The sequence below is a fragment of the Pseudomonas marincola genome (genome assembly GCF_900116605.1).
Lineage (GTDB): Bacteria > Pseudomonadota > Gammaproteobacteria > Pseudomonadales > Pseudomonadaceae > Aquipseudomonas > Aquipseudomonas marincola.
Genome location: NZ_FPBC01000010.1, coordinates 121076 through 145766, shown reverse-complemented (window position 1 = coordinate 145766; position 24691 = coordinate 121076). Strand labels below are relative to the sequence as shown.

Sequence of the window (24691 nt, the reverse complement as noted above, 5' to 3'; positions counted from 1 at the left end):
GGGCTGCGCTGCAGACCCTGTGGATTGTCGCGTTTCGTCGTGAATTGGGAGCTAACAAACAGGTCTCCTCGGTTTTTGCCTTGAGCCCAGCAGGGTCAGGCGTAATCATCTATCTGGCACGTGGGTCACAACCCAGGCCGGCAATCGGCTTACAGACCTATTGGTTACAGCGAACTGTCGGTTGGGCACGCTTGGGCTTAGCCTCGACGGTCGCGGAGGTGCTAGGATACTCATCCGTTTGACTGACGACCATGCCTGTAAACGTGACTAAACACCATGTTGTGCCGAGAACGTGCGAGTTCAACGTATAAATGGTGCTTTAGTGTGGTTTGCCAGCCTGTCGCATCTTTGAGATAGCCGTCCTCCATGTTTGGTTCCAACGACGACAAGAAGACCCCCGCACAGCCTGCGGACAAAAACACCGATCAGCCCACTGAGAAAAAGGGCCTGTTCGGCTGGTTGCGCAAAAAGCCGCAAGAGCCTGCTGCGCCTGCATCGCCGCCCGCTGAGCCCGCCGCCCCGGCGCCAGTTGAGCCTGCCGTTACAGAGTCGGCTCAACCCGTGCAGCCGCTGCCACCTGTTGAGGCCCCCGTTGCGCCTGCGCCGGTAGTCCAGCCGCAGCCTGTCGAGCCCGAGCAGCCAGCCGCTGCCGCGCCAGAACCGGTTGCGCCAGTAGCGCCCGAGCCAGAGCCTGCACCCGTGGTTGCTGCGCCTGAGCCTGTTGCTGCTCCAGTGGTTGCAGCTGCGGTTGAGGCCGCGCCTGCGGTCGAGCAGAACAAGCCGGACGATAATCAGGGCGGCTGGTTTAGCCGCCTGAAGAAAGGCTTGTCGAAGACCGGTTCGAGTCTTGGCGAAGGCATGGCCAGCTTGTTCCTGGGCCAGAAGACTATCGACGATGACATGATCGATGACATCGAAACCAGCCTGCTGGTGGCCGATGTCGGGGTCGAGGCAACCAACGTCATCATCGATAACCTCAGCCAGAAGGTTGAGCGCAAGCAACTGACCAACAGCAATGCGCTGTATCAGTCGCTGCAGGAAGAATTGACCGCCATGCTCAAGCCGGTCGAGCAGCCGCTGGTGATCGACACCAGCAAACAGCCGTATGTGATTCTGGTGGTTGGCGTTAACGGCGCCGGCAAGACCACCACCATTGGCAAGCTGGCGAAGAAACTCCAGCAGGAAGGCAAGAAAGTCATGCTCGCGGCTGGCGATACCTTCCGCGCCGCTGCCGTCGAGCAATTGCAGGTGTGGGGCGAGCGCAATCAGATCGCGGTCATTGCCCAGCACACCGGCGCCGATTCGGCCTCGGTTATTTTCGATGCGGTGCAGGCCGCCAAATCACGCGGCATGGATGTGCTGATCGCTGATACGGCAGGTCGCTTGCACACCAAAGATAACCTGATGGAAGAACTGAAGAAGGTTCGCCGGGTCATAGGTAAGCTTGATGACACCGCGCCGCACGAAGTGCTGCTGGTATTGGATGCCGGCACCGGGCAAAACGCGATTAATCAGGCTAAACAGTTCAATCAGACAGTGGCGCTTACCGGTCTGGCGCTGACCAAACTAGATGGCACAGCCAAGGGCGGGGTTATTTTCGCCCTGGCCAAACAGTTCGGTTTGCCAATCCGTTATATCGGCGTGGGCGAGGGCATTGATGACTTGCGCACGTTTGAAGCAGAAACATTTGTACAGGCCCTGTTTGCTCAGCGTTAATTCACGCTGAGCAGTAGTAAGCGAAGCACTTGTAGAAAATAACCAAGGATACTCTCTCGATGATTCGTTTCGAGCAGGTCGGTAAGCGTTATCCGAATGGTCACGTTGGGCTCCACGAACTGAGTTTTCGTGTGCGCCGTGGTGAGTTCCTCTTCGTGACCGGCCACTCGGGTGCCGGCAAAAGTACCCTGTTGCGCTTGTTGTTGGCGATGGAACGGCCGACTAGCGGCAAGTTGCTGCTCGCTGGGCAGGATCTGGCGCAGATCACCAACGCGCAGATTCCGTATCTGCGTCGGCAGATCGGCGTGGTGTTCCAGAATCACCAGCTGCTGTTCGATCGCAGCGTCTTCGACAATGTCGCCCTGCCGTTGCAGATTCTCGGTTTGTCCAAAACCGAAATCGGCAGCCGCGTAGGTTCGGCGTTGGAGCGGGTGGCGCTGTCCGACAAAGCCGAATTGTTCCCCGGCGACTTGTCTACCGGTCAACAGCAGCGCGTGGGTATTGCCCGCGCCATTGTTCACCGCCCGGCCTTGCTGCTGGCGGATGAGCCAACCGGTAACCTTGACCCGCGTCTGGCCGCCGAGATCATGGGCGTGTTTGAAGACATCAATAAGCTTGGCACCAGTGTGCTGATCGCCAGTCACGACCTGGCGCTGATCGCGCGGATGCGCCACCGCATGCTTACCCTGCAACGTGGCCGCCTGATTGGTGACGGGGAGGCCGTGTAATGAGCGCAACCCGTATTCCACCACCGCAGCCCGCTCAGCGTGTTGGCGCTGCGCCGAAGAAAGTAGATCCAAAAATCCCTGATGAAGGGCCGGATTTCCGCACTCAGTTCCATGCCTGGGTCGAGAGCCATCGGGCGAGCATTGTCGACAGCCTGCGCCGTCTTGGCCGGCAGCCGATTGGCAGCTTTTTCACTTGTTTGGTAATGGCTGTGGCGCTGAGCCTGCCGATGGGCTTGTCGTTGCTGCTCAATAACGTCGAGCGTTTGGGCGGTTCATGGCAGCGCGCGGCGCAGATCTCGCTGTTCATGCAGTTGGACGTTAAAGATGCGGCAGGGCAGGCGCTGAGTAAGCAGATCGAAGGCATGCCCAATGTCGCAAGCGCCGAGTGGATCAGTCGCGAGCAGGCGCTGGCCGAGTTCCAGCAGCAGTCCGGGCTGGGCCAGGCGCTAAAGGAATTGCCGGATAACCCATTGCCAGGTGTGGTGCTGGTGACGCCGCAAGAGGTCGACAAACCCACGCTGGAAGCATTGCGCCAGCGTTTGTCGGAATTGCCCAAGGTCGAGCAGGCGCAGGTTGACCTGCTCTGGGTTGAGCGGTTGTCGGCGATTCTCAAGCTCGGCGAGCGATTTGTATTCGGCCTGACCTTATTGTTGGTTATGGCGTTGCTGCTGGTAATCGGCAACACCATTCGTCTGCACATCGAGAACCGGCGCACCGAAATCGAGGTCATAAAGCTGGTTGGCGGCACGGACAGTTACGTGCGTCGGCCCTTCCTTTATATGGGCGCGCTCTATGGTTTTGGTGCCGGGCTGTTGGCATGGCTGGTGCTGGCTTACGGCCTGAACTGGCTGAACGGGGCCGTGGTTAATCTCGCCGGCCTGTATGGCAGCAACTTTGCCCTTGATGGCGTACCGGTTGGTGATGGCTTCTCGCTGGTAATTGGTGCGGTTCTGCTGGGTTATATCGGCGCATGGCTGGCGGTGGCGCGACACTTGAGAGAACTGGCTCCACGCTGAGCAGGTCGCGCCGTAATACTTTAGTAACTAATTGATTTGATTGATGTTGACTATTGGTCGGGGAACTTGTAGAAGCGTTCCATGTCTGATTTGGCAGTGTTAGACTGCACACGATTCGTCAGTCGGAGGAATTAAATGTCCACTTCATTGCAACCTGTACATGCTTTGGTTCCAGGCGCAAACCTGGAGGCATACGTGCATGCGGTCAACGGCATTCCACTGCTGTCGCCGGAGCAGGAACGCGAGCTGGCCGAAAGCCTTTTTTACAAGCAGGACCTCGAAGCTGCACGGCAGATGGTGCTCGCGCATCTGCGTTTCGTCGTGCACATCGCCCGTAGCTATTCTGGCTATGGCCTGGCTCAGGCAGACCTGATCCAGGAAGGTAATGTTGGCCTGATGAAGGCCGTGAAGCGTTTCAACCCGGAAATGGGTGTGCGTCTGGTGTCGTTTGCAGTGCATTGGATTCGTGCCGAAATCCACGAGTTCATCCTGCGTAACTGGCGCATCGTCAAAGTGGCGACCACCAAAGCTCAGCGTAAGCTGTTCTTCAACCTGCGCAGCCAGAAGAAGCGTCTTGCCTGGCTGAACAACGATGAAGTGCACGCTGTTGCCGAGAGTCTCGGGGTTGAGCCGCGCGAAGTGCGCGAGATGGAAAGCCGCCTGACCGGCCACGACATGGCCTTTGATCCGGCCAACGACGCGGACGACGAAAGCGCATTCCAGTCGCCAGCCCAGTATCTGGAAGACAACCGTTATGACCCGGCGCAACAGCTGGAAAATGCGGATTGGTCCGACAGCTCAAGCGCTAATCTGCACGAAGCGCTGCAAGGCCTCGACGAGCGCAGCCGTGACATCCTCTATCAGCGCTGGTTGGCTGAAGAGAAGGCCACCCTGCATGACCTGGCCGCTAAGTACAACGTGTCTGCCGAGCGTATTCGTCAGCTCGAAAAGAACGCGATGAACAAGCTCAAAGGCTCAATCGCAGCCTGAGTCAGCAAATCGCTAAAGCCGCACTCAGGTGCGGCTTTTTTCTGCCTAGAGAAAATCATGAATTTTCGTTCGCTCAGCTCCAAGCACATTGTCTTCCTGATTATTGTGGCCGTTCTGTTCTTTGCCTGGGGCGCTTGGCTGACCAAGCCCGCTGCACCTGCATCTGCGCTCAAGTGGTTGTCGGGTTGGCAGCAACAGGTGCTCGACCCACTGGCGCAAGATCAACTGCATTTGTCCGAGTTGGCGCATCAGGTCAGCGGCGATTTGTGGCTACAGCCACGCAAGGACGGCGCACGGTTGCTGTTTCGTGGCAGCTTCGAGGAGTCTGGCCAGCCGTGGGCCGTTGAAGGCGATGTGCAGATGGACGCCGCGGAAATGAGCAGCTTGATGGCGGCAGCGGGGTTGACTCCGCAGGATGATGAGCAGCCGCTGAGCGCGCAGATGCTGGCGCCGCTGGGCAAGCATCGGATAAGCGCCATCACCGTGCTGGCGCCCAAGGATATTGCGCCTGAGCGGCTGGTGAGCAGCATCGGCCAGCCGCGTTTGCGTTTGGAACTCCCGGCAGGTGTCGCCTGGGTGTATCCGCAGCAAGGCCTGACCGCACATATTCTCGATGATGCCGTGCAGCTGATCCGCATCGTCCCGAGCAAGTTGTTGCAGCAAGGTTAAGCCCGATCAGTTGAATCCGAGTTTTTTAATCCACTGGCTGGGCGCTGACTCAAGCTGGACCAGATAGTTGCTGCCGCCGAGCTGGCGCATCTGGCGGCGTATCCAGTTGGCCCGGCGGCTGACATAGGCGCTCGGACGGCTGGCGCTGCGGGTGAGCGGGCTCGGCAGAATGGCCGCCAGCAAACTCGCCTGCTGCGCAGACACATACGGCGCACCGACCCCGAAGTAATGCTGCGCGGCGGCTTCGGCGCCAAACACGCCGGTGTCCCATTCCGCGCTGTTGAGATACACCTCTAGAATTCGCTGCTTGGGCCAGAGCAGTTCGAGCAAGCCGGTAAACCACACCTCGACGCCCTTACGCAGCCAACTGCGACCCGACCACAGGAACAGGTTCTTGGCCACTTGCTGGGTGAGGGTGCTTGCCCCTCGAACCGTGCCGCCTTCCTGATTGTGCGCAATAGCCGCCCTGATCGCCGGAATATCAAAACCCCAGTGCTCGGCAAATTTCTGATCTTCGCCGGCAATCACTGCGATTTTGAGATCGTCGGATATTTGCGCCCACGGGCGCCACGTGCGCTGCAGATCGATCGGCTTGCCATCAATCCAGGACTCAATCTTGCGCTCGACCATCAACGCCGTGCCTGGCGGCGGTACCCAGCGGAAAATCAGCACGAGCAGGAATGAGCCGGCCATGAACCAGAAGATGACTTTTAACAGGAGGCGGCGGATGGTTCGGAACATGCGAGCTTGGCCGTGGAGAGTTTGCGCGCCATTATAGCGGCGACTTTGAACTTGTCTGGAGTGATCGCGTATGCGCATTTGGTTATTGTTGTCGGCTATTTCCGGTTTTACCGGTGTTGCACTGGGTGCATTTGCCGCGCACGGCCTCAAGAGCAAGCTTACCGCCGACTATCTGGCGGTGTTCCAGACCGGCACTCACTATCAGATGATCCATGCGCTGGCGCTGTTTGGCGTGGCCCTGTTGGCGCTGCACATGCCCAGCCGTCTGGTGACAATGGCCGGGGTGTTTTTCACCCTTGGCATTATCCTGTTCTCCGGCAGCTTGTATGCCCTGACCCTCAGCGGCATTGGCAAGCTGGGCATTATTACGCCATTCGGCGGCCTGGCATTTCTGGCGGGTTGGCTGTGTTTGGGCTTGGCTGCCTGGAAATTAACTTGACCGATGCGTCAGCTTTAATGACAAATGGCGCGTTGCAGTCTTGGTCATCCGGTTGGATCGGGCTAGAATGCCGACCCCCTCTCAAAATGTGACTGAGCCGTCATGCATATTCAGTTGAACGGTGAGCCTTTCGAGTTCCCAGATGGCCAGACGGTTGCTGATCTGATCAGCCACCTTGAGCTGACCGGCCAACGTGTGGCCGTTGAGCTTAATCTGGATATTGTCCCGCGCAGCCAGCACGCCAGCACGCGCTTGAGCGAAGGCGACCGCATAGAAGTGGTTCATGCCATCGGCGGCGGTTGAGACGCTGCATCCCCTATTTGACCATGCGCTGAACGTGCCCGCCGTTTGCCGCAGTGCCTATTTCGCATGAGGAGCTTTCGATGAATTCTGCTATTAAAGACAAGCCGTTCACTTTGGCCGGCCGTACTTTTCAGTCGCGTTTGCTGGTAGGCACGGGCAAATACAAAGACCACAGCGAAACCCGCGCGGCGATTGAAGCGTCAGGCGCCGAGATCGTAACCGTGGCCGTGCGCCGGACCAACATTGGTCAGCGCAAGGGCGAGCCCAACCTGCTCGATGTAATTTCGCCGGATCGCTTCACTATCCTGCCCAACACCGCCGGTTGCTACACCGCTGAAGAAGCCGTGCGCACCTGTCGCCTTGCGCGTGAACTGCTCGACGGCCATAACCTGGTCAAGCTTGAAGTCCTGGCCGACGACAAGACCCTGTTCCCGAATGTCATCGAAACCATCAAGGCCGCCGAGATTCTGGTCAAGGATGGCTTTGATGTGATGGTGTACACCAGCGATGACCCGATCATTGCGCGTCAGCTGGCGGCTATGGGCTGTATTGCGGTGATGCCGCTCGCCGGTCTGATTGGTACAGGTCTGGGCATCTGCAACCCGTATAATCTGCGCATCATTCTGGAAGAGGCCACCGTTCCGGTTCTGGTTGATGCCGGTGTAGGTACCGCATCCGACGCAACCATCGCCATGGAATTGGGCTGCGAGGCCGTGCTGATGAACAGCGCCATCGCTCACGCCCAGAACCCGGTCATGATGGCTGAAGCCATGAAGTACGCCATTGAAGCGGGCCGTCTGGCTTACCTCGCCGGGCGTATGCCGAAAAAACTGTATGCCAGCGCCTCGTCGCCGCTGGATGGCCTGATCGGCTAATACTTATCCCTGACGCTTCTGCGCCGGCATCCTGTTGCTGGCGCAGGGCGACTTAGAACCAACGATTGAAGAGCACGTAATGACCGACTCGCACGATCCTCAGGCGCCAGCCGAGGCAACTCCCAAAATGCGCACTATCAAAAGTTTCGTGATGCGCGCCGGGCGCATGACCGAAGGCCAGCAGCGCGGTTTGGATCAAGGCTGGAGCAAGTTCGGCCTTGAACTGGAGCAGGGAGCCCCTGATTTCGATGCAGTGTTTGGTCGGAGCGCTCCGCGTACCTTTGAGATCGGCTTTGGCATGGGGCATTCCCTGCTGGAGATGGCGGCCGCCGCGCCGGATCAGGACTTCATCGGGGTTGAGGTGCATAGCCCGGGTGTTGGCGGGTTGCTCAATGGCTTGCTGACGCAGAACCTGACCAACGTGCGTGTGTATCGCTGCGATGCGCTGGAAGTGCTGCGTAATTGCATCGCCGATAACAGCCTTGACCGGCTGATGCTGTTCTTCCCGGACCCATGGCACAAGGCGCGTCACCACAAGCGCCGGATCGTTCAGGCAGCGTTTGCCGAGTTGGTTCGCCAGAAGCTCAAAGTGGGCGGCGTACTGCACATGGCCACCGACTGGGAGCCCTATGCCGAGTACATGCTGGAAGTGATGAATGCAGCGCCTGGCTATCACAACCTGGCGGCTGACGGCCACTATGTACCGCGCCCGGAAGAGCGCCCGACGACCAAGTTCGAGCGTCGCGGTGAGCGCCTTGGTCATGGCGTGTGGGACCTGAAATTCCAACGCAGCGCATAAGCCCCGCACTCTGGCCGGTCTTGGCGTTTTAGCGCGATTGTCGATTTGCCCCAGCCTCTTCAGATCAATTGCACTGCTGTCTTGCGGCAGCGGTGCAGTTGCTTATCTGCATAAATCCCCGGTGATTTGCCTTGGTTTATAAAGCCTGGTGATGGTGCTTTATGCACTGGTGCAAAAAACTCGACAGATTGAAAGCAAATGCTTGTTTGAATGGGTAAACTCCGCGCGGGATTAATCCCTCAGCTGTTGCGTGTGCGCCCGGGTGCTTTCTGTGGCTGCGCCGCGCGTGTCGAAACCGGCGCGGTTGAGGGGCAGGAGCAATCTTTGCGGGAAATGCCCGATGCCAGGACGGCGACTCACCACGACTGACCAATAAAGCCCGGCTCGTACCGGATATAAAAATACAGCGGCGCGGTCTTCTGCGCTGGGGGAGATTATTGTGTTACGTACACTTTCAGCACTGCTGTTAGCAGGCCTGGCGGTTCATGCGCAGGCTAAGGTTGATAGCGCGCAGGCCGATCGTCTGGGCCGTGATTTAACACCGCTGGGCGGCGAAATGGCAGGCAATGCTGCCGGCACTATCCCGCGCTGGGAAGGTGGCTTGGCGACACCGCCCGCCAACTATCAGCCGGGCATGCATCACCCGGACCCGTACGCGGGTGAGCAGCCGCTGTATAACGTCTCGGCGCAGAATCTTGCGCAGTACAAGGCGCAGTTGCCAATCGGCCTGCAGGTCATGCTGGAAAAGAATCCCGACTATTTCCTGCGCGTATTCCCGACCCATCGCAGCGCTGCCGCGCCGCAACGCATTTATGATGCAACTCAGCAAAATGCGCTCGGCGCCCGCCTGATCTCCGGCGGTAATGGCGTCGAGGGTGCGGCCTCAGGCATTCCGTTCCCGATTCCGCAGAATGGCCAGGAGGCTATCTGGAATCACATCATGCGTTATCGCGGTGATCAGATTCGCTTCGTCACCAACCAGGCCGCGGTGCTGGAGAATGGCAGCTATAACTTGCTCAAGCTCGAGCGCGATATCTACTTCGTCTATGGCCGCGATGGCATGACCACAGGCGACCTGAACAACACCCTGTTCTATTACAAGTACAAGATTCTCGCGCCTTCACGCGTCGCCGGTTCTGCGCTGGTGGTGCAGGAAACAATCGATCAGGTTCTGGCCATTCGCAAGGCCTGGCGTTTCAGTCGCGGCGACCGCCGTGTGCGTCGCCTGCCAATGCTGGCATACGATTCGCTGCAGCCAGACACCAATGGTCTGGCCACGGCCGACGTGGTTGACTCCTACAATGGCGCGCCGGATCGCTACGAATGGACGCTCAAGGGCAAGCAGGAAATGCTTGTGCCTTACAACAGCTATGCCGTTCACCAGCAAGCCATTCCCTACGAGAACATCGTTAAGAGCAAGCACCTCAACCCCGAGCTGCTGCGCTATGAGTTGCACCGCGTTTGGGTGGTCGAGGCAGACCTGCGTAAAGGTTTCCGCCATCCGTTCGGCAAGCGTCGCTTCTATCTCGACGAGGACAGCTGGCAGATTCTGGCCGTTGACCTGTATGACATGGACGGCAAGCTGATTGGCCTGCAAGAAAGCCATCCGATCAGCTATTACGAGGTGCCGATGTTTGGCAGCACGCTAGAGACCATTTACGACTTCAAGGGCAACCGCTACTTTGTCGATGGCCTGGACAACAACGAGCCGATGTACGACTTCAATGCTGACTTGAAGCGGACCGACTTCACCGTACAGGCCCTGCGCAGCGGCGGCATCTAATCCGCAGTTACCGCTGCTAAATGAAAAAGCCCTGAATGCACGCATTCAGGGCTTTTTGGTTTTATCGTCTTTGATTCTTGATCGAACAGCTGAGCGGCGTATCTGATGCCGCAATTCCCAAACGGAACACGCTGGTTTGTTGCTTAGCTGCGGTCTGCGATTACACCGATCAAGAAGAACACCAACAGCAGTACCGGCGCCAACGTGTAGTTGTTGAACTGGCCAAGCCCCGCCGACAGATAAGGCGTGAGGTAAACGATGGCCATGCCGTATACCAGCGCACAGACCAAAACGAAGATCAGGGTGCGGAAGATGAAGTTGAGGCCGCCGATGGTGCGCTGCACCCACGCATTGAGGCTGGGGCCGAACAGCACGAACAGGGTCGCCATGATTGCCAGCGAAATGTCGTACAAGTGGCCACGGCTCCAGCGCGAAAGTGTGGCGATCAGATCAAGTAGCAAATCCATGGAAGATCCTTAGAGCCAAGTGGCTCGTGAGCGGCCCATTAAGGCAAAAATTGTTGCAGCAAATCGTTGAGAAACAACTGGCCTTCGCGGGTGGCGACCAATCGATTCGGCTCTGCTTTTAGTAGACCGCGTTTTTCCGCTTCTTGCCGTGCACTGGCGAGCAAACTCAGGGGTAAGCCGGTGCGGCGAGTGAACATTTCGCTGGCAGCGCCTTCGGTCAGGCGCAACACGTTCATCAGAAACTCGAACGGTAACTCGTCTGGCTCAAGCACGCGGTGGCCGGCAGTGAACTGCTTGCCCGGGTTTAGATAGTCTTTTGGCAGGCGGGTTTTCCAACTGCGCGAAATAATCCCGTCCGGGCTGCTGGTCTTGGCGTGGGCACCAGCGCCAATCCCGATAAAGTCGCCAAAGGTCCAGTAATTGAGGTTGTGGCGGGCCGCTTTGCCGGGCTGGGCATAGGCCGAAACCTCATACTGCGCGTAGCCATGTTCGGCGAGCAGGGTTTGCCCGGCTTCCTGAATGTCCCACAGGGTGTCGTCTTCCGGCAGAGTGGGCGGCTGGTTCCAGAATACGGTGTTCGGCTCCAGCGTCAGTTGGTACCAGGACAAATGCGTAGGCTTTTGCGCGATGGCTGTACGCAAGTCGCTCAGGGCGTCATCGATCGACTGATCCGGCAGGCCGTGCATGAGGTCGAGGTTGAAGTTGTCGAAGCCAGCAGCGCGCGCCATATCGGCGGCGCGAATGGCCTCATTACCGTCATGGATACGGCCCAGTGCCGCCAGTTTGGCTGACTGAAAGCTTTGCACGCCAATCGACAGGCGATTGATCCCGAGTTGCCGGTAAGCCGAAAACTTGGCCTGCTCGAACGTGCCGGGGTTGGCTTCAAGGGTGATTTCGATGTCCGGCGCAAAGGGGATGCGCCGCTCGACACCTTCAAGCAAGCGGCCCAGGGCTTTGGCCGAAAACAGGCTGGGCGTGCCGCCGCCGAAAAATATCGAGCTGAGCGGGCGGCCATGCACATGCGCCAAATCCGCATCGAGGTCGGCGAGCAGGGCGTCGACGTATTCCTCTTCCGGCAGCGTTGGCGCCGCCGCGTGCGAGTTGAAGTCGCAGTACGGGCACTTCTTTACACACCACGGAATGTGGATGTACATCGCCAGAGGCGGCAGCTCGAAGCCGGCAGTCGTGTGGCGCACCCGATCAGTGATGATCGTGTTGCTTGCGCTCATAGCCCCAGCCGCTGTTTGAACAAGGCCATAGCGCGGGCGCGGTGGCTCAACTGGTTCTTGTCGGCAGGGCTGAGTTCTGCGCTTGAGCAGTTACGCTCGGCCACCCAGAACAACGGGTCGTAGCCAAAACCGTTGGCGCCTTGCGGCTGGTGCAGAATACTTCCGTGCCACAGGCCTTCGCAGATAATTGGCAGCGGATCATCGGCATGGCGTACCAGCGCCAGGCAGCAGACGAACTGGGCGCCGCGCTCAGCGTCGGGCACCTCACGCATCACCTCAAGCAATTTGGCGTTGTTCGCCGCATCACCCTGGCCGTCGGCATAGCGCGCCGAATAAATACCGGGCGCGCCGCCGAGAAAGTCCACCGCCAGCCCCGAGTCGTCGGCCAGTGCCGGCAAGCCCGAGACGCGGGAGGCGTTGCGCGCCTTGAGAATGGCGTTTTCGATGAACGACAAGCCGGTTTCTTCAGGCTCGACGCTGCTGAATTCACCGACCGAACGCACCTGCACGGATTCGCCGAGCATGGCCTGGAGTTCTTTGAGCTTGCCGGCGTTGTGGCTGGCAAGCACGAGTTGAGTGAGTTTGATCATTCGCCTGGATACAGTTCCTGGTTGAATTCGAAGCTGTTGGTAGCGCCACCGCTGACACTGACGTTGATGGTGAAGCGCAGCATTTCCTGGCTTTCCAGCGGGAACTGGGCGAGGTAATAGATCGCCTCACCTTCGTTAACGGCCTTGAAGCTCAGCGGATAATCTTTACCCAGCAGATTCTTCATGGTGCCGCTGACGTTGGCCGTGGTGGCTTTGCCGGCCTTGAGCACGGCGATGTTCATCACGCCAAGTTTCTTGCTGCGGGTCAGGCCATTGGCCGCCGCAATGTCGGGCTGCAAATAACCCGAGGTGAAGGCGCTGTAGTGAACATCGAGATCACCGAAGGTTTTCTTTTGTTCGGCAAACGCGGGCAGGCTCAGGCACAGAGCAATGAGTAGAACAGCGAGGCGGCGCATGGGGCTCTCCTTGAAACGGTGTGGATCAGCGGTTTTGTCCGGCATTCATGGCGGTATGGCCACTGACCCGATAGATACCAATCTCACCAAACAGATTAGGCCACATCCGGCTGGCCCAGCCATTGATGTGGTCGCGATCAACCGCCAGACGGTCGAGTACGGTGGCTTGCTGGCCACGGCACAGGCGCTCGAAATCTTCGAAGGTGCAGAAGTGAATGTTCGGGGTGTTGTACCAGGTGTACGGCAGGAAATCGGACACCGGCATGCGGCCTTTGCTGGCCAGATACCAGCGGCAGCGCCAATGACCGAAGTTGGGGAAGGTGATGATGCAGGTCTTACCGACGCGCAGCATCTCGCTGAGAATCCGGTCCGGGTAATGCACCGCTTGCAGCGCCTGAGTCATGACCACCACATCGAAGCTGTGATCGGCAAAGTTGCCCAGCCCCTTGTCGAGGTCTTGCTCGATGACGTTGACGCCCTTGCTTACGCACTCGGCAATGTTGTCCGCGTCGATTTCCAGACCGTAGCCGAATACTTGCTTGTTGGCCGTGAGCCACGCCAGCAGTTCGCCGTTGCCGCAGCCAAGGTCGAGCACGCGACTGCCCGCAGGAATCCAGTCCTGGATGATGTCCAGATCAGCTCTCATTTCGACCTCATACGGCAATTCGATTCATGTAGCTGCTAAATGCCTGCAAATAACGTGGAATTGGCATCAGGAAGGCATCGTGGCCTTGCGGCGCGTCAACTTCCAGATAGCACACGTTTTTGCGTGAGGCGGTTAGCGCATCAACAATTTCGCGCGAGCGCGCTGGCGAGAAGCGCCAGTCGGTGGTGAACGAGAACACCGCGAAATCGGCTTTGGCCACTGCCAGCGTCTTGGCCAGATCGCCGTCGTGAGCCGCGGCAGGATCGAAGTAGTCGAGCGCCTTGGTCATCAGCAGATAGGTGTTCGCGTCGAAACGCCCGGAGAACTCTTCGCCCTGATAGCGCAGGTAACTCTCGACCTGAAACTCGACGCTGTGGAAGTCGTAGTTGAGCTTCTCGCTCTTCAGACCGCGACCAAATTTCTCGCCCATGGCGTCGTCAGACAAATAGGTGATGTGGCCGACCATGCGTGCCAGCATCAGGCCACGCTTGGGAATCACGCCGTGTTCTAGAAAGTGTCCGCCGTGAAAATCCGGGTCGGTCAAAATGGCCTGACGTGCGACTTCGTTGAATGCGATGTTCTGCGCCGAAAGCTTGGGCGCCGAAGCAATGGCCAAACAGTGACGCACGCGCTCGGGGTAGGTGATTGTCCACTGGATGGCCTGCATGCCGCCCAAGCTGCCGCCAACCACGGCTGCCCACTGCTCGATACCCAGCTCATCCGCCAGCCGCGCCTGGCTGTGGACCCAGCATTCCACGGTGAAGACCGGGAAGTCGGCGCCATAAGGCTTGCCCGTTGCCGGGTTGATGCTGCTGGGGCCGGTCGAACCATTGCAGCCGCCGAGATTGTTCAGGCTGACTACGAAGAACTTATTGGTGTCGATGGCTTTGCCGGGGCCGATACAGCTGTCCCACCAACCGGGTTTACGGTCGTCGGGGCTGTGATAACCCGCGGCGTGATGGTGGCCAGACAAGGCGTGACAGATGAGCACCGCATTGCTGCGCTGAGCATTCAGCTCACCGTAGGTTTCATAAGTAATCTGGTACTCGGCCAGGTCACGCCCACAGGCGAGAGCCAAAGGTTCGGCAAAATGCATCACCTGGGGAGTCACCAAGCCAACAGAGTCTTGGGGGAAGGCAGTCGACATCGAGCCCGCTCGCGAAAAGTGAAGTGAAAAAGCAAGGGACGCAGTCTAAAGAGCGCCGCCCCGTGCGGCAAGCACGGGGCGGCAGGTGTTGCGCGGAGAAACTGTTACGACTTAATCGCGGGCGCCTTCGGTACGCAGCGAAGCCAGCAGATTTACCACTTTCTTTTGCCGCTGCACCGGCGCCGGACGGCGGAAAACCTTGAGCATGCCATTGGCCTGGCTGAGCTGAACCAGCAGCTCGCCGTGATAACGGCTGAGTTGCTCGCTGCGCTGACGATTCAATTGGGTTTCCTGCGCCAGCGACTTGAGTTTGAGCATGTGCGTTTCGAGCAATTGCTTGTGCTCAAGGGTGTGCTGCATCAGCGGCATCAAGGCATCGTTGGCCCATTGTTCGGCGTCCTGGCGCAAACGCTGGTGCAGCCCGATGACTTCTTGGGCCAGGGTGGCAAAGAAGCGGCGCGCCAGCACACCTTGCTCGGTGAGCAGGGTTTTCAGCTGCAGGCGGAATTGGTCGGCCTGTTCGCGCAGTTGCTTGAGATCACGCAGATGGCGGTTGATATTGAACTGCGGCGCATCCACACAATGCAGCGGATTCTCTTCGTTATGCCGACGGTAGATAGCTGCAACCATGGTGTTGGCCATTTCCGCTTCATCGGCCAGGTGCTGCAAGTCTTCATCAATGCTGGCGAAGAAGTTGGTAATCGCCTGGTTGATACCAATGGTGGTCCAACTGCCGGTGAGGTTCTTGCGCACCACTTCGAGGTGGCCTTCTAACCGCTCCGGGCGAATAGCCTCACGCAGCAGGTCGCCCTGACGCTTGAGCAGGCGCTGGTTGGTTTTCAGGCCAAGCAGGCGCTTGTGATGCAGGTTGTGCTCTTCTTTGGTCTTGGCTGTCAGCTCGAACAGTGTCTGGCCGTTGTCCTGATGACTGTTGCTGAGCAGCTCTTTCTGCGCGGTGACCTGTTGCAGCCGCTGGTTGAGCATGTTCTGGCTGCCTTTGAGCAGATCCAGCACCTGCATCACCACGTGGTCTTCAATCAGCCGCTCTTTTTGTAGCACGATGCGCTCGCAGAGCAGGTCTTCTAGTCCGCTGATCTGGCTGCGGGCGAGTAACTCGGGATCGTGGCGCACTTTGGCCAGTAGCGCCTGTTTCGCTGAAATTGGCAGTACATCGGCGGTTTTCAGGCCCAGTTGGCTGGCGGTTGTTTGCTGGATGCGATGAATGCTTTCCTGCACAAATGCCTCGCCAGCGAGATCGTCCCAGAGCACGTCAATCTTGTTCAGAACGGCGAGCAGGCTGGTGTGGTCCGGGTCATCCAGTTGCAGAATATGCTGCTTCCAGATTTCCATGTCACTGGCGGTAACGCCGGTGTCGGCAGACAGCAGGAAGATGATTGCCTGAGCGTTGGGCAACATCGAGAGGGTCAGTTCGGGTTCGCTGCCCAGCGCATTCAAGCCCGGTGTATCAAGGATACGCAGGCCTTGGCGCAGCAGTGGGTGGTCGATATTGACCAGCGCATGGCGCCATGCCGGAACCATCACCTGGCCGGGTTTGCCGGTGCTTTCAAGCATTTCCGGGTAGAAGCCGAGCTGGATTGCCTGCTCGACCTGCATGGGCTTGGTGCGGGCAACCTGCGCGAAAGCCTCGACCATGTTGTCTGGGTCGCTTGGATCCAGTGCGATGTTCAGCCATTGCTCAGGCGCGCGTTTGAATTGGGAAATGCTGGCATCGGCGCTGCGCGTTTCTATCGGCAGCAAGCGGATATAACTGTGCTCGGAGCGCGGGTCGAAAAACAGCTCGGTGGGGCACATGGTTGTGCGCCCGACCTGCGAGGGCAGCATGCGCTGGCCATAGTCGGAGAAGAACAGGCTGTTGATCAGCTCGGTCTTGCCGCGCGAGAACTCGCCCACAAACGCCAGCGTTATGTGGTCGGTGCGCAGTAAATGCATCGCGCGTTCAAGCTTTTTATCGAGGGCTTCCGAGCCCAGCCGGTTGGAGATCAGCCAGCTGCGGTAGCGGGTAATTTCGCGCATCAACTCGCGTTTCCAGGTGACGTAGGCGTCGACCTGTTGGCTGAGACGTTCCATGCTCATTCATCGTTCCTCACATACAAACACGCGCCGGCATGCTCATGAACATGGGATAGCCGTGTTTCTGGCCCGCTATTACCACCCAGATACTACTGGGGTGGAGCCCTTTCAACCGTTGCCGGTAATGAGACTCAATGCTTGTTGATAATCGTATACTGGCATTATGCCGCAGATGCGCCCGGCGTCAATAAACTCAAGCAAGCTACCTCACTAAAGGTTTGTCACTTATCGGAACGACTAAGTTCTATACCGTTCGGCAGTTTTTGCGGGTTCACGATTCGTACGCGCTTTTGTCGGCTCTGTTGGCCACTTTCCAAGCAAACTTGGCGTTTACTCACAGCAAATGCACCTGCCAGAAAAGCTAGCAGATGGGCGTTGGCTTTGCCTTCTATTGGCGGGGCGGTGAGGCGAATTTTTAATCTGTCGCCGTGCAGCCCGGCAAACTCGTCGGAGCTTGCGTTGGGCTGCAGGTGACAATTGAGGATCAGATCGTCACCGTCCCAGCGATAGAAACTCATCAGATGGCCATGCTGAGGCCTTGCAGCATGCCGGTCATAACCGCGAGATTGCGGATCACCAGCATGTCGATCAGGTTAAGCACCAGAAACGCCAGAATCGGCGAAAGATCGAGGCCGCCAAGATTCGGCAGGATCTTGCGAAACGGCATCAGCAGAGGCTCGCAGATCTGATTGACCAGAATTACTGCCGGGTTGCTGCTGCCTTGGGCAACCCACGACAGGATCACGCTGATAATCAGGGCAAAGAAGAACACCTTTACGAACAGTGCGGTCACGCCAATGATCGACCAGACCAGCAATTGCAACGGGTTGCCAACGCCGTAACCCATCAGCATCAGGGTCAGTGCCATCAGCGCCAGTTGCACCAGAATCGCCAGTACCAGCGACGCCAGGTCGAGGCCGGCAAAACTTGGGATAATCCGGCGCAGTGGTTTCAGCAGAGGCTGGGTTGCGCGCACGATGAACTGGCTGATGGGGTTGTAGAAGTCAGCCCGAACCAGTTGCAGAATGAAACGCAGCAACACGATCAACAAGTAAAAGCTGCCGATGGTTTGCAGTACATAGACGGCAGCGGTGTTCAATCCGATCATCATGATCTCCTTATTTGCCCAGTTGCTCGGCCAGTTCAGCGGAGCGCTGGGCGGCGGCGTTTAATGCAGCATCGACCAGGGCTTCAAAGCCGCCAGCCTGGAAGGTTTTGATGGCAGCCTCTGTGGTGCCAGCCGGTGATGTTACCCGGCGGCGCAACTCAGCGGCATCCACGTCGCTGGCAATGGCCATTTGCGCGGCGCCCAGTGCGGTTTGCTGGGTCAGCTTTTCTGCCGTTTCACGCGGCAGGCCGAGTTTTTCGCCGGCAGCGGTCATGGCTTCGATCAGCAGGAAGAAATACGCCGGTCCGCTGCCTGAAACGGCGGTGACTGCGTCAATCAGGTGTTCCTCATCCAGCCACAGGGCCAGGCCAACGGCGCTGAGCAATTGCTCGGCTTGCTGGCGTTGCTCGGCGCTGACCTGCGGGTTGGCGTACAGGCCGCTAACGCCCTGGCGCAGCAAGGCCGGGGTGTTGGGCATGCAGCGCACAATGGCGCGCTCGCCCAGCCAGTTGGCAAGGCTTGCACTGCTGATACCGGCCGCGATCGAGACAATCAACTGACCGTCCTTTATATGCGGCGCGAGATCCAGACACACTTCTTTCATGGCCTGCGGTTTGATCGACAGCACAATCACGTCGACCCCGTTGATGGCCTCGGCATTGCTGGCAAACACATCGATGCCGTATTGCGCGCTGATTTTTTCGCGTTGCTCGGCGCCGCGATCACTGGCGCGGATCGACTCGGCGCCAACGCCTTGAGCACGCATCCCGCCGATCAGGCTGGCTGCCATGTTGCCGGCACCAATAAAGGCAATGCGAGGAGTGGTCATAACGGGGTCCTTAGCTATTTAGAATGAAGCACATTACTAGATGAGGCGGCTGTGAGCATTTTTCAATGCAGCAACTGCTCAGTAAGGTCGGCGAACTCTGCGTGTGCGGCCACCTTTATGAATAGTCGCGGGCGCCAAACAGCGCCGTGCCGATGCGCACCCACGTAGCGCCCTGAGCAATGGCCGCTTCGAGGTCGTGGCTCATGCCAATCGACAAGGTGTCGAGGCCCAATTGCTGTTGCAGGTTTTGGACGATAGCGAATGCTGCGCGCTGCTCGCTTTGATCATCGGTGGGCTCGGGAATGGCCATTAACCCGCGCAGCTTCAGGTTGGGCAACTGTTGCACCGCAGCGGCCAGTGCCGGCAATTGTTCTGCCGTGCAGCCGGATTTACTCGCTTCACCGCTGACATTCACTTGCAGGCAGATATTCAGCGGCGGCAATGAGGCTGGGCGCTGCTCCGAGAGGCGCTGGGCGATCTTCAGGCGGTCTACCGAATGCACCCAACTGAAGTGCTCGGCAATCGCGCGGGTCTTGTTCGACTGGATAGGGCCGATGAAATGCCAAGTTAGGGGCAGATCGGCTAGTTCCTGCTGTTTTTCGAGCGCCTCTTGCAAGTAGTTCTCGCCAACGTGCCCGACACCCGCTAAATAAGCTTCACGGATGGCAGCGGCAGGTTTGGTTTTGCTCACTGCGAGCAGGCCAATGGAGGTGGATTCGCGGCCTGCAGCTTGCGCTGCCTCACGAATGCGAGCTCCGACCTTTGCAATATTCTCTGCTATCGTGGACATTATTCTCGCTCTATCGCCCGTGCGTTCTACGTTCACGGCATTCTACCGTCATTAGGGAGTCCTATGGATATCACTGAGCTGCTCGCCTTCAGTGCCAAGCAAGGTGCGTCGGACCTGCACCTCTCTGCTGGTTTGCCGCCGATGATTCGGGTTGATGGCGATGTTCGCCGCATCAATCTGCCGGCGCTGGATCACAAGCAAGTGCATGCGCTGATCTACGACATCATGAACGACAAGCAGCGCAAGGACTTCGAAGAGTTTCTGGAAACGGACTTCTCCTTTGAAGTACCCGGCGTTGCCCGTTTCCGGGTTAACGCATTCAACCAGAATCGCGGTTCGGGCGCAGTATTCCGGACGATTCCGTCGCGGGTTCTGACCATGGAAGACCTCGGCATGGGTGAGGTGTTCCGCAAGATCACCGATGTGCCGCGCGGTCTGGTACTGGTTACGGGGCCAACCGGTTCGGGTAAATCGACCACGCTGGCGGCGATGCTCGACTACCTCAACACCACCAAGTACCAACATATTCTGACCATCGAAGACCCGATCGAATTCGTTCACGAGTCGAAGAAGTGTCTGGTCAACCAGCGTGAAGTTCACCGTGACACGCTTGGCTTCTCTGAAGCATTGCGCTCGGCGCTGCGTGAAGACCCGGATATCATTCTGGTCGGCGAATTGCGCGATCTGGAAACCATTCGCTTGGCCCTGACCGCTGCTGAAACCGGCCACCTGGTGTTCGGTACGCTGCACACCACCTCTGCTGCCAAGACCATCGACCGTGTGGTTGACGTGTTCCCGGCGGAAGAGAAGTCGATGGTTCGCTCGATGCTCTCCGAATCATTGCAGGCGGTTATTTCGCAAACCCTGCTGAAGAAAATCGGCGGTGGCCGTGTTGCCGCCCACGAAATCATGATCGGCACGCCGGCGATTCGTAACCTGATCCGTGAAGACAAGGTTGCGCAGATGTATTCCGCCATCCAGACCGGTGGCTCGCTGGGCATGCAAACTCTGGATTCATGCCTGAAAACCCTGGTCAGCAAAGGCCTAATCGGCCGAGACATGGCCAAAGAGAAGGCTAAAAACCCAGAGAACTTCTAGCTTGGCAACCGCCGCCGCAAGGCGCGCGTTGCACCGCTGGAATGTCGGCAGCCCAGCCGCCGGCCGAAACAACACGCAGCAACGAGGCGGTCGCAAGGCTGCCTCGCTGGATAAATGGTAATGAACGTGCCAGCGGCAGTCGGCTGCAGGTGCAATTTGGTGTAAGGCGAGAGACCCATGGACTTTGAAAAACTATTACGTCTGATGGTCGAAAAGGGCGGCTCCGATCTTTTCATTACAGCCGGTATTCCGCCATCGATGAAGGTCAATGGCAAAATCTTGCCGATCACCAAAACGCCGATGTCACCCGAGCAAACCCGTGAAACAGTGCACGCGGTCATGAATGACCAGCAGCGCCGTGACTTTGCCGAGAACCATGAGTGCAACTTTGCAATCAGCGCTCGCGGAATCGGGCGTTTCCGGGTGAGTGCCTTCTACCAGCGCAACCTGGCTGGCATGGTGCTGCGCCGTATCGAAACCAACATCCCTACGCTCGAAGAGTTGAAGCTGCCGGAAGTGCTGAAAAAACTGGCCCTGACCAAGCGTGGTCTGGTGTTGTTTGTGGGCGCTACCGGTACCGGTAAATCGACCTCGCTGGCGGCGATGATTGGCTATCGCAACAAGAACAGCAGCGGCCACATCATTTCCATCGAAGACCCGATCGAATTCATTCACCAGCACCAGAATTGCATCGTCACTCAGCGCGAAGTCGGCATCGACACTGAATCGTTCGAAGTGGCGCTGAAAAACACCCTGCGCCAGGCGCCGGATGTGATCTTGATTGGTGAGGTGCGCTCGCGCGAGACCATGGATCACGCCGTCGCATTCGCCGAAACCGGCCACCTGTGTCTGGCCACACTGCACGCCAACAACGCCAACCAGGCGCTGGACCGGATTATCAACTTCTTCCCGGCAGACCGGCAAAGCCAGGTCTGGATGGACCTGTCGCTTAACCTCAAGGCAATTGTCGCTCAGCAACTGATCCCGACACCCGACGGCAAAGGCCGCCGCGCGGTGATTGAAGTGCTGATCAATACGCCGCTGGCAGCCGACCTGATCCGCAAGGGCGAAGTGCATCAGCTCAAGGAGTTGATGAAGCGCTCTTCGGAGCAGGGCATGCAGACATTCGATCAGGCTCTGTACAAGCTCTACAGCGACGGTGAAATCACTTACGAAAACGCCTTGGCCTATGCCGACTCGGCGAACGACTTGCGCCTGATGATCAAGCTGGCTTCCGAAGGCGATGGCGATCATTTGTCGAGTCTCACCGAAGGCTTGTCGCTCGAAGTCAGTACCGATGATCCGGGCCGTCGCTTTCGCTGATTGGCGTTACTAGCTGGTCTTTAAACCGCTCGCCCTGTGCGCTTGGGGCGAGCATCTAGCAGGGGCCAGATTTGGGTTTGCGGCGGTTCTCGCGTAGATTGTTGTTCAGGATAATCATGCCAGCAGGAGGCATTCATGCAGCAACAAGACACGCACAGCAAGACAATCGGCTACCTGTTGTGGATCTTCGGTTTTCTCGGCGCTCACCGTTTCTACTACGGCAAGCCGGTTACCGGAACCATCTGGTTTCTGACATTTGGCCTGTTGTTTGTTGGCTGGATCATTGACCTGTTCCTGATCCCGTCGATGGACAAGGAAGCCGACTTGCGATTTACCGCAGGGGAAACCGATTACACCGTCTCGTGGATTCTGCTGACCTTCCTCGGGGTCTTCGGTGTGCACCGCATGTACATGGGCAAATGGATCACCGGGATCATCTATCTGTGCACAGGTGGCTTGTTTCTCATCGGGGTGTTGTATGACTTCTGGACGTTGAATACCCAGATCACCCTGAAAAACTCCGAGCGCAGCTGATTCCCGCGTTCCATTGAGCCAACCAAACCCCGCTGAATCAGCGGGGTTTTTTGTTTAAGTGCGCAACTACGGCTGCTGAGTCAAACGCATCAGACCGACTTCGGGTTCTGCGCTTATCCAGTGCTGGCTCACGGTCCAGCCTGCTTCGGCGGCCATTTCGCTGAAGGACTCAAGGGTGAATTTATGTGAGCACTCGGTATGCAGGCGCTCATTTTTAGAGAAGATGTAGCGTTGACCGGCTATTTCCACGCACTGATCGATAAGGCTTTGCAGGTGCATTTCCATGCGCTGGTGTTCGGGGTTCCACAGCGCAACGTGGGCAAAATTTTCCAGGCAGAAATTAGCGCACAGTTCACGGTTAATGCGGGTCAGCAGGTTTTTATTGAAAGCCGCCGTCACGCCGCCAGCGTCGTCATAGGCTGCCTCAAGTATGTGGCGGTCTTTGACCATATCCACGCCGACAATGAATTGCCCGTTTGCACCCAGCAGGCGTTTTGCCGACTTGAGAAATTCAATCGCCTGACTGCGAGTGAAGTTGCCGATGGTTGAGCCGGGGAAAAAGCCGACTTTGGCCATTGCGGCTATTTGTTCCGGCAGTTCAACCGGCTCGGTGAAATCCCCGGTTTGGGCGATTACCGGCAGTTCCGGGTAGCGCTTATTAAGCCGTTGGGACGCATGTTCAAGTGCATCCGGGCAAATGTCGATGGGAACATAAGCGCCCAGTTGCGGCGTTGCATCCAGCACCAGACAGGTCTTTTCGCTGGCGCCGCTGCCAAACTCAATCAACGCGCTGCCGCTGGCAATGGTGGCTGAAATTTGCTCAGCAATCTCGCTCAGCAATCGCGTCTCGGCGCGGGTGGGGTAGTACTCCGGTGTTTTACAAATCGCCTCGAACAGCGCGGAGCCCTTGGCGTCGTAAAAATATTTAGGTGAAAGCGCTTTGGGTTTTGCGCTGAGCCCCTGTTGTACGTCGCGCAAGAACTCGTTATCAGATTTTGTGTGTTGCTGGTGCGGTTGAATATCCCGGGCCAATCGCAGCCCAGACAACATCCAGCGCTTATCGGCATGGAAGAAGTTGCGATAGCTCAAGCGCGTATGGCCGGGGCTGCTGAACGCGCTGCCGCCCCGTAAAACCATCTGGTTGATCATGAACTTGCCGTTGTATTCGCCCACAGCGCCAGGGGCCGGATTAAAGCCGGGATAGGCGCTGTAATGGCTTTGCGTCCACTGCCAGGCGACGTCATCCACTTGTTGCAACATGCCCGCCTGGGCGGCAACTTCCCATTCTGCTTCTGTCGGGAGGCGGGCGTTGACCCAGCAGGCGAATGCGGTCGCTTCGTGGTAGCTGATATGCGTCACGGCGTCGTCCGGATTAATGGGCTGCATGCCTCTTAAAGTCATCTGGCTCCAGCCGTGCTCATCGTGATGCCAGTACAGCGGGGCTTTCCAGCCTTGGCTTTGTACGCAATCCCAGCCTTCTGAGAGCCACAAATCCACTTGCTGGTAGCCGCCGTCCGCGATAAATGCCAGCCATTCACCGTTTGTCACCAGCCGGTCACTGATCTCGAAGGGCTGTAAGTACGTGGTGTGGCGCGGGCTTTCATTGTCGAAGGCAAAGGCGTCATCGGTGTGGCCAATATCCAGCAGGCCGCCAATGTGTTGCTTGAAACGCCCGGGGCCGGCGCGGGTGGGCTGTGGCCACTGCGGGTTATAGGCGGGTTTGAGGGGCGAGGAGTTGAACAGGTGGAGTATGTCCATGAGCAGCAGTTCCTGATGCTGCTCCTCGTGTGCCAGCCCGAGTTCAACTAACTGGCGCGTGGCGTCATCGAGTGAGGTTTGCAGCAGGACGCTCATTTGCCTGTCGACATGCTTGCGGTAGGCAATCACTTCGCTGATGGCGGGGCGGGTCAGCAAGCCGCGATGGGGTCTGGGATGGCGGGGGCCGACGGCTTCGTAATAGGAGTTGAACAGGTAGCAGAAGGTGTCATCGAAAATCTTGTAGCCTTTGAGCTGCGGGCTGAGCAGAAAGGTTTCGAAGAACCAGCTGGTATGGGCGATGTGCCATTTACTCGGGCTGGCATCAGGCATGGATTGCACAACCATGTCTTCCGGCTCCAGCGGGGCGATCAGGGTTTCGGTTCGGCGCCTGACCTGCAGGTAATAGTCGAGTAGCGCATTGGGGGCTGGCTTTGGGGTCAGTACTCTTAATGTGCTGCTCATCAACTATCTGCTCCGTGCTGCGGCTAGAGGGAAGAACTGTTGAGGCGGGCCGAGCGGCGGTGTTACCGCGTTTAGGCCTATCTTTTATGTTGTTGTCTGCCTGATGCTCAATGATTAAGCGTAATTCACGACAGTTTTATGTCT

General features: G+C 58.0%; 26 protein-coding genes. 13 read left to right on the top strand and 13 right to left on the bottom strand.

Going from position 1 to position 24691, the window contains the following annotated elements:
* The first annotated feature begins 366 nt into the window (after positions 1–366).
* From ftsY to BM395_RS16525, 5 genes are all read left to right on the top strand, one after another.
* Entirely contained in the window at positions 367–1716 is a 1350-nt protein-coding gene (gene ftsY, locus BM395_RS16545; protein ID WP_090513847.1) for a signal recognition particle-docking protein FtsY, read from the top strand.
* Positions 1717–1775: 59 nt separating this feature from the next.
* The gene (gene ftsE / locus BM395_RS16540) at positions 1776–2444 is read left to right on the top strand and encodes a cell division ATP-binding protein FtsE (protein WP_069902427.1); all 669 of its coding nucleotides are present in this window, start codon (positions 1776–1778) and stop codon (positions 2442–2444) included.
* Entirely contained in the window at positions 2444–3460 is a 1017-nt protein-coding gene (gene ftsX / locus BM395_RS16535; protein WP_090513844.1) for a permease-like cell division protein FtsX, read from the top strand. The genes ftsE and ftsX overlap by 1 nt, the downstream gene beginning before the upstream one ends.
* A 135-nt stretch (positions 3461–3595) precedes the next feature.
* Positions 3596–4450, top strand: a complete 855-nt coding sequence (rpoH, locus tag BM395_RS16530) for an RNA polymerase sigma factor RpoH (protein ID WP_069902429.1) — start codon at positions 3596–3598, stop codon at positions 4448–4450.
* A gap of 57 nt (positions 4451–4507) precedes the next feature.
* Positions 4508–5119 (top strand): hypothetical protein, encoded by a 612-nt coding sequence (locus BM395_RS16525; protein WP_090513841.1) that lies wholly within the window; start codon positions 4508–4510, stop codon positions 5117–5119.
* Positions 5120–5125: 6 nt separating this feature from the next.
* Here the strand turns inward: BM395_RS16525 and mtgA are convergent, their stop codons facing one another.
* Positions 5126–5860, bottom strand: a complete 735-nt coding sequence (mtgA, locus tag BM395_RS16520) for a monofunctional biosynthetic peptidoglycan transglycosylase (RefSeq protein WP_090513838.1) — start codon at positions 5858–5860, stop codon at positions 5126–5128.
* Positions 5861–5930: 70 nt separating this feature from the next.
* Here mtgA and BM395_RS16515 point away from each other — a divergent pair, with 70 nt between their 5' ends.
* The 5 genes from BM395_RS16515 to BM395_RS16495 all read left to right on the top strand — a co-directional run bounded on the left by BM395_RS16515 (position 5931) and on the right by BM395_RS16495 (position 10059).
* Positions 5931–6299 (top strand): DUF423 domain-containing protein, encoded by a 369-nt coding sequence (locus BM395_RS16515; protein WP_090513834.1) that lies wholly within the window; start codon positions 5931–5933, stop codon positions 6297–6299.
* 102 nt (positions 6300–6401) lie between these two features.
* On the top strand, positions 6402–6602 hold the full coding sequence (gene thiS / locus BM395_RS16510) for a sulfur carrier protein ThiS (protein WP_069902433.1): 201 nt from the start codon (positions 6402–6404) through the stop codon (positions 6600–6602).
* Between the two features lie 80 nt (positions 6603–6682).
* A complete protein-coding gene (locus BM395_RS16505; protein ID WP_090513831.1) occupies positions 6683–7477 on the top strand; it encodes a thiazole synthase in 795 nt (264 codons plus the stop codon).
* 127 nt (positions 7478–7604) lie between these two features.
* On the top strand, positions 7605–8276 hold the full coding sequence (gene trmB / locus BM395_RS16500) for a tRNA (guanosine(46)-N7)-methyltransferase TrmB (RefSeq protein ID WP_244528999.1): 672 nt from the start codon (positions 7605–7607) through the stop codon (positions 8274–8276).
* 439 nt (positions 8277–8715) lie between these two features.
* The gene (locus BM395_RS16495) at positions 8716–10059 is read left to right on the top strand and encodes a DUF1329 domain-containing protein (protein ID WP_090513825.1); all 1344 of its coding nucleotides are present in this window, start codon (positions 8716–8718) and stop codon (positions 10057–10059) included.
* Between the two features lie 143 nt (positions 10060–10202).
* Here the strand turns inward: BM395_RS16495 and BM395_RS16490 are convergent, their stop codons facing one another.
* The 11 genes from BM395_RS16490 to BM395_RS16440 form a co-directional block, all read right to left on the bottom strand.
* The gene (locus BM395_RS16490; protein WP_069902437.1) at positions 10203–10526 is read right to left on the bottom strand and encodes a DUF3392 domain-containing protein; all 324 of its coding nucleotides are present in this window, start codon (positions 10524–10526) and stop codon (positions 10203–10205) included.
* Between the two features lie 38 nt (positions 10527–10564).
* Positions 10565–11755, bottom strand: a complete 1191-nt coding sequence (gene hemW, locus BM395_RS16485) for a radical SAM family heme chaperone HemW (RefSeq protein ID WP_090513822.1) — start codon at positions 11753–11755, stop codon at positions 10565–10567.
* A complete protein-coding gene (gene rdgB / locus BM395_RS16480; RefSeq protein ID WP_069902439.1) occupies positions 11752–12345 on the bottom strand; it encodes an RdgB/HAM1 family non-canonical purine NTP pyrophosphatase in 594 nt (197 codons plus the stop codon). Before rdgB ends, hemW begins: the two co-directional genes overlap by 4 nt.
* Positions 12342–12761: a DUF4426 domain-containing protein gene (locus tag BM395_RS16475; RefSeq protein WP_069902440.1), complete on the bottom strand. Its 420-nt coding sequence runs from the start codon at positions 12759–12761 to the stop codon at positions 12342–12344. Before BM395_RS16475 ends, rdgB begins: the two co-directional genes overlap by 4 nt.
* A 25-nt stretch (positions 12762–12786) precedes the next feature.
* Positions 12787–13407, bottom strand: coding sequence for a methionine biosynthesis protein MetW (gene metW, locus BM395_RS16470; protein ID WP_069902441.1), 621 nt, complete (start codon positions 13405–13407; stop codon positions 12787–12789).
* Between the two features lie 7 nt (positions 13408–13414).
* A complete protein-coding gene (gene metX, locus BM395_RS16465; RefSeq protein ID WP_069902442.1) occupies positions 13415–14554 on the bottom strand; it encodes a homoserine O-succinyltransferase MetX in 1140 nt (379 codons plus the stop codon).
* 111 nt (positions 14555–14665) lie between these two features.
* A complete protein-coding gene (locus BM395_RS16460; RefSeq protein ID WP_090513818.1) occupies positions 14666–16648 on the bottom strand; it encodes a dynamin-like GTPase family protein in 1983 nt (660 codons plus the stop codon).
* Between the two features lie 218 nt (positions 16649–16866).
* Positions 16867–17163: a DUF167 domain-containing protein gene (locus tag BM395_RS16455; RefSeq protein WP_069902444.1), complete on the bottom strand. Its 297-nt coding sequence runs from the start codon at positions 17161–17163 to the stop codon at positions 16867–16869.
* Complete coding sequence (locus tag BM395_RS16450; protein ID WP_069902445.1) at positions 17163–17753, bottom strand: YggT family protein; 591 nt, start codon at positions 17751–17753, stop codon at positions 17163–17165. The genes BM395_RS16455 and BM395_RS16450 overlap by 1 nt, the downstream gene beginning before the upstream one ends.
* Positions 17754–17763: 10 nt before the next feature.
* Positions 17764–18582 (bottom strand): pyrroline-5-carboxylate reductase, encoded by an 819-nt coding sequence (proC, locus tag BM395_RS16445; RefSeq protein WP_069902446.1) that lies wholly within the window; start codon positions 18580–18582, stop codon positions 17764–17766.
* A gap of 115 nt (positions 18583–18697) precedes the next feature.
* Positions 18698–19372, bottom strand: a complete 675-nt coding sequence (locus BM395_RS16440) for a YggS family pyridoxal phosphate-dependent enzyme (RefSeq protein WP_090513814.1) — start codon at positions 19370–19372, stop codon at positions 18698–18700.
* Positions 19373–19435: 63 nt separating this feature from the next.
* Between BM395_RS16440 and BM395_RS16435 the strand changes: the two genes are divergently transcribed.
* The 3 genes from BM395_RS16435 (at position 19436) to BM395_RS16425 (ending at position 22327) form a co-directional block, all read left to right on the top strand.
* Positions 19436–20470 carry a type IV pilus twitching motility protein PilT gene (locus BM395_RS16435; protein WP_069902448.1) on the top strand — a complete coding sequence of 345 codons (1035 nt, stop codon included), beginning with the start codon at positions 19436–19438 and terminating at the stop codon, positions 20468–20470.
* A 177-nt stretch (positions 20471–20647) separates the two neighbouring features.
* A complete protein-coding gene (locus BM395_RS16430; protein WP_069902449.1) occupies positions 20648–21793 on the top strand; it encodes a PilT/PilU family type 4a pilus ATPase in 1146 nt (381 codons plus the stop codon).
* 135 nt (positions 21794–21928) lie between these two features.
* Positions 21929–22327, top strand: a complete 399-nt coding sequence (locus BM395_RS16425; RefSeq protein ID WP_069902450.1) for an NINE protein — start codon at positions 21929–21931, stop codon at positions 22325–22327.
* A 66-nt stretch (positions 22328–22393) separates the two neighbouring features.
* Here the strand turns inward: BM395_RS16425 and egtB are convergent, their stop codons facing one another.
* Positions 22394–24547, bottom strand: coding sequence for an ergothioneine biosynthesis protein EgtB (gene egtB / locus BM395_RS16420; protein WP_090513812.1), 2154 nt, complete (start codon positions 24545–24547; stop codon positions 22394–22396).
* Positions 24548–24691: the final 144 nt, after the last annotated feature.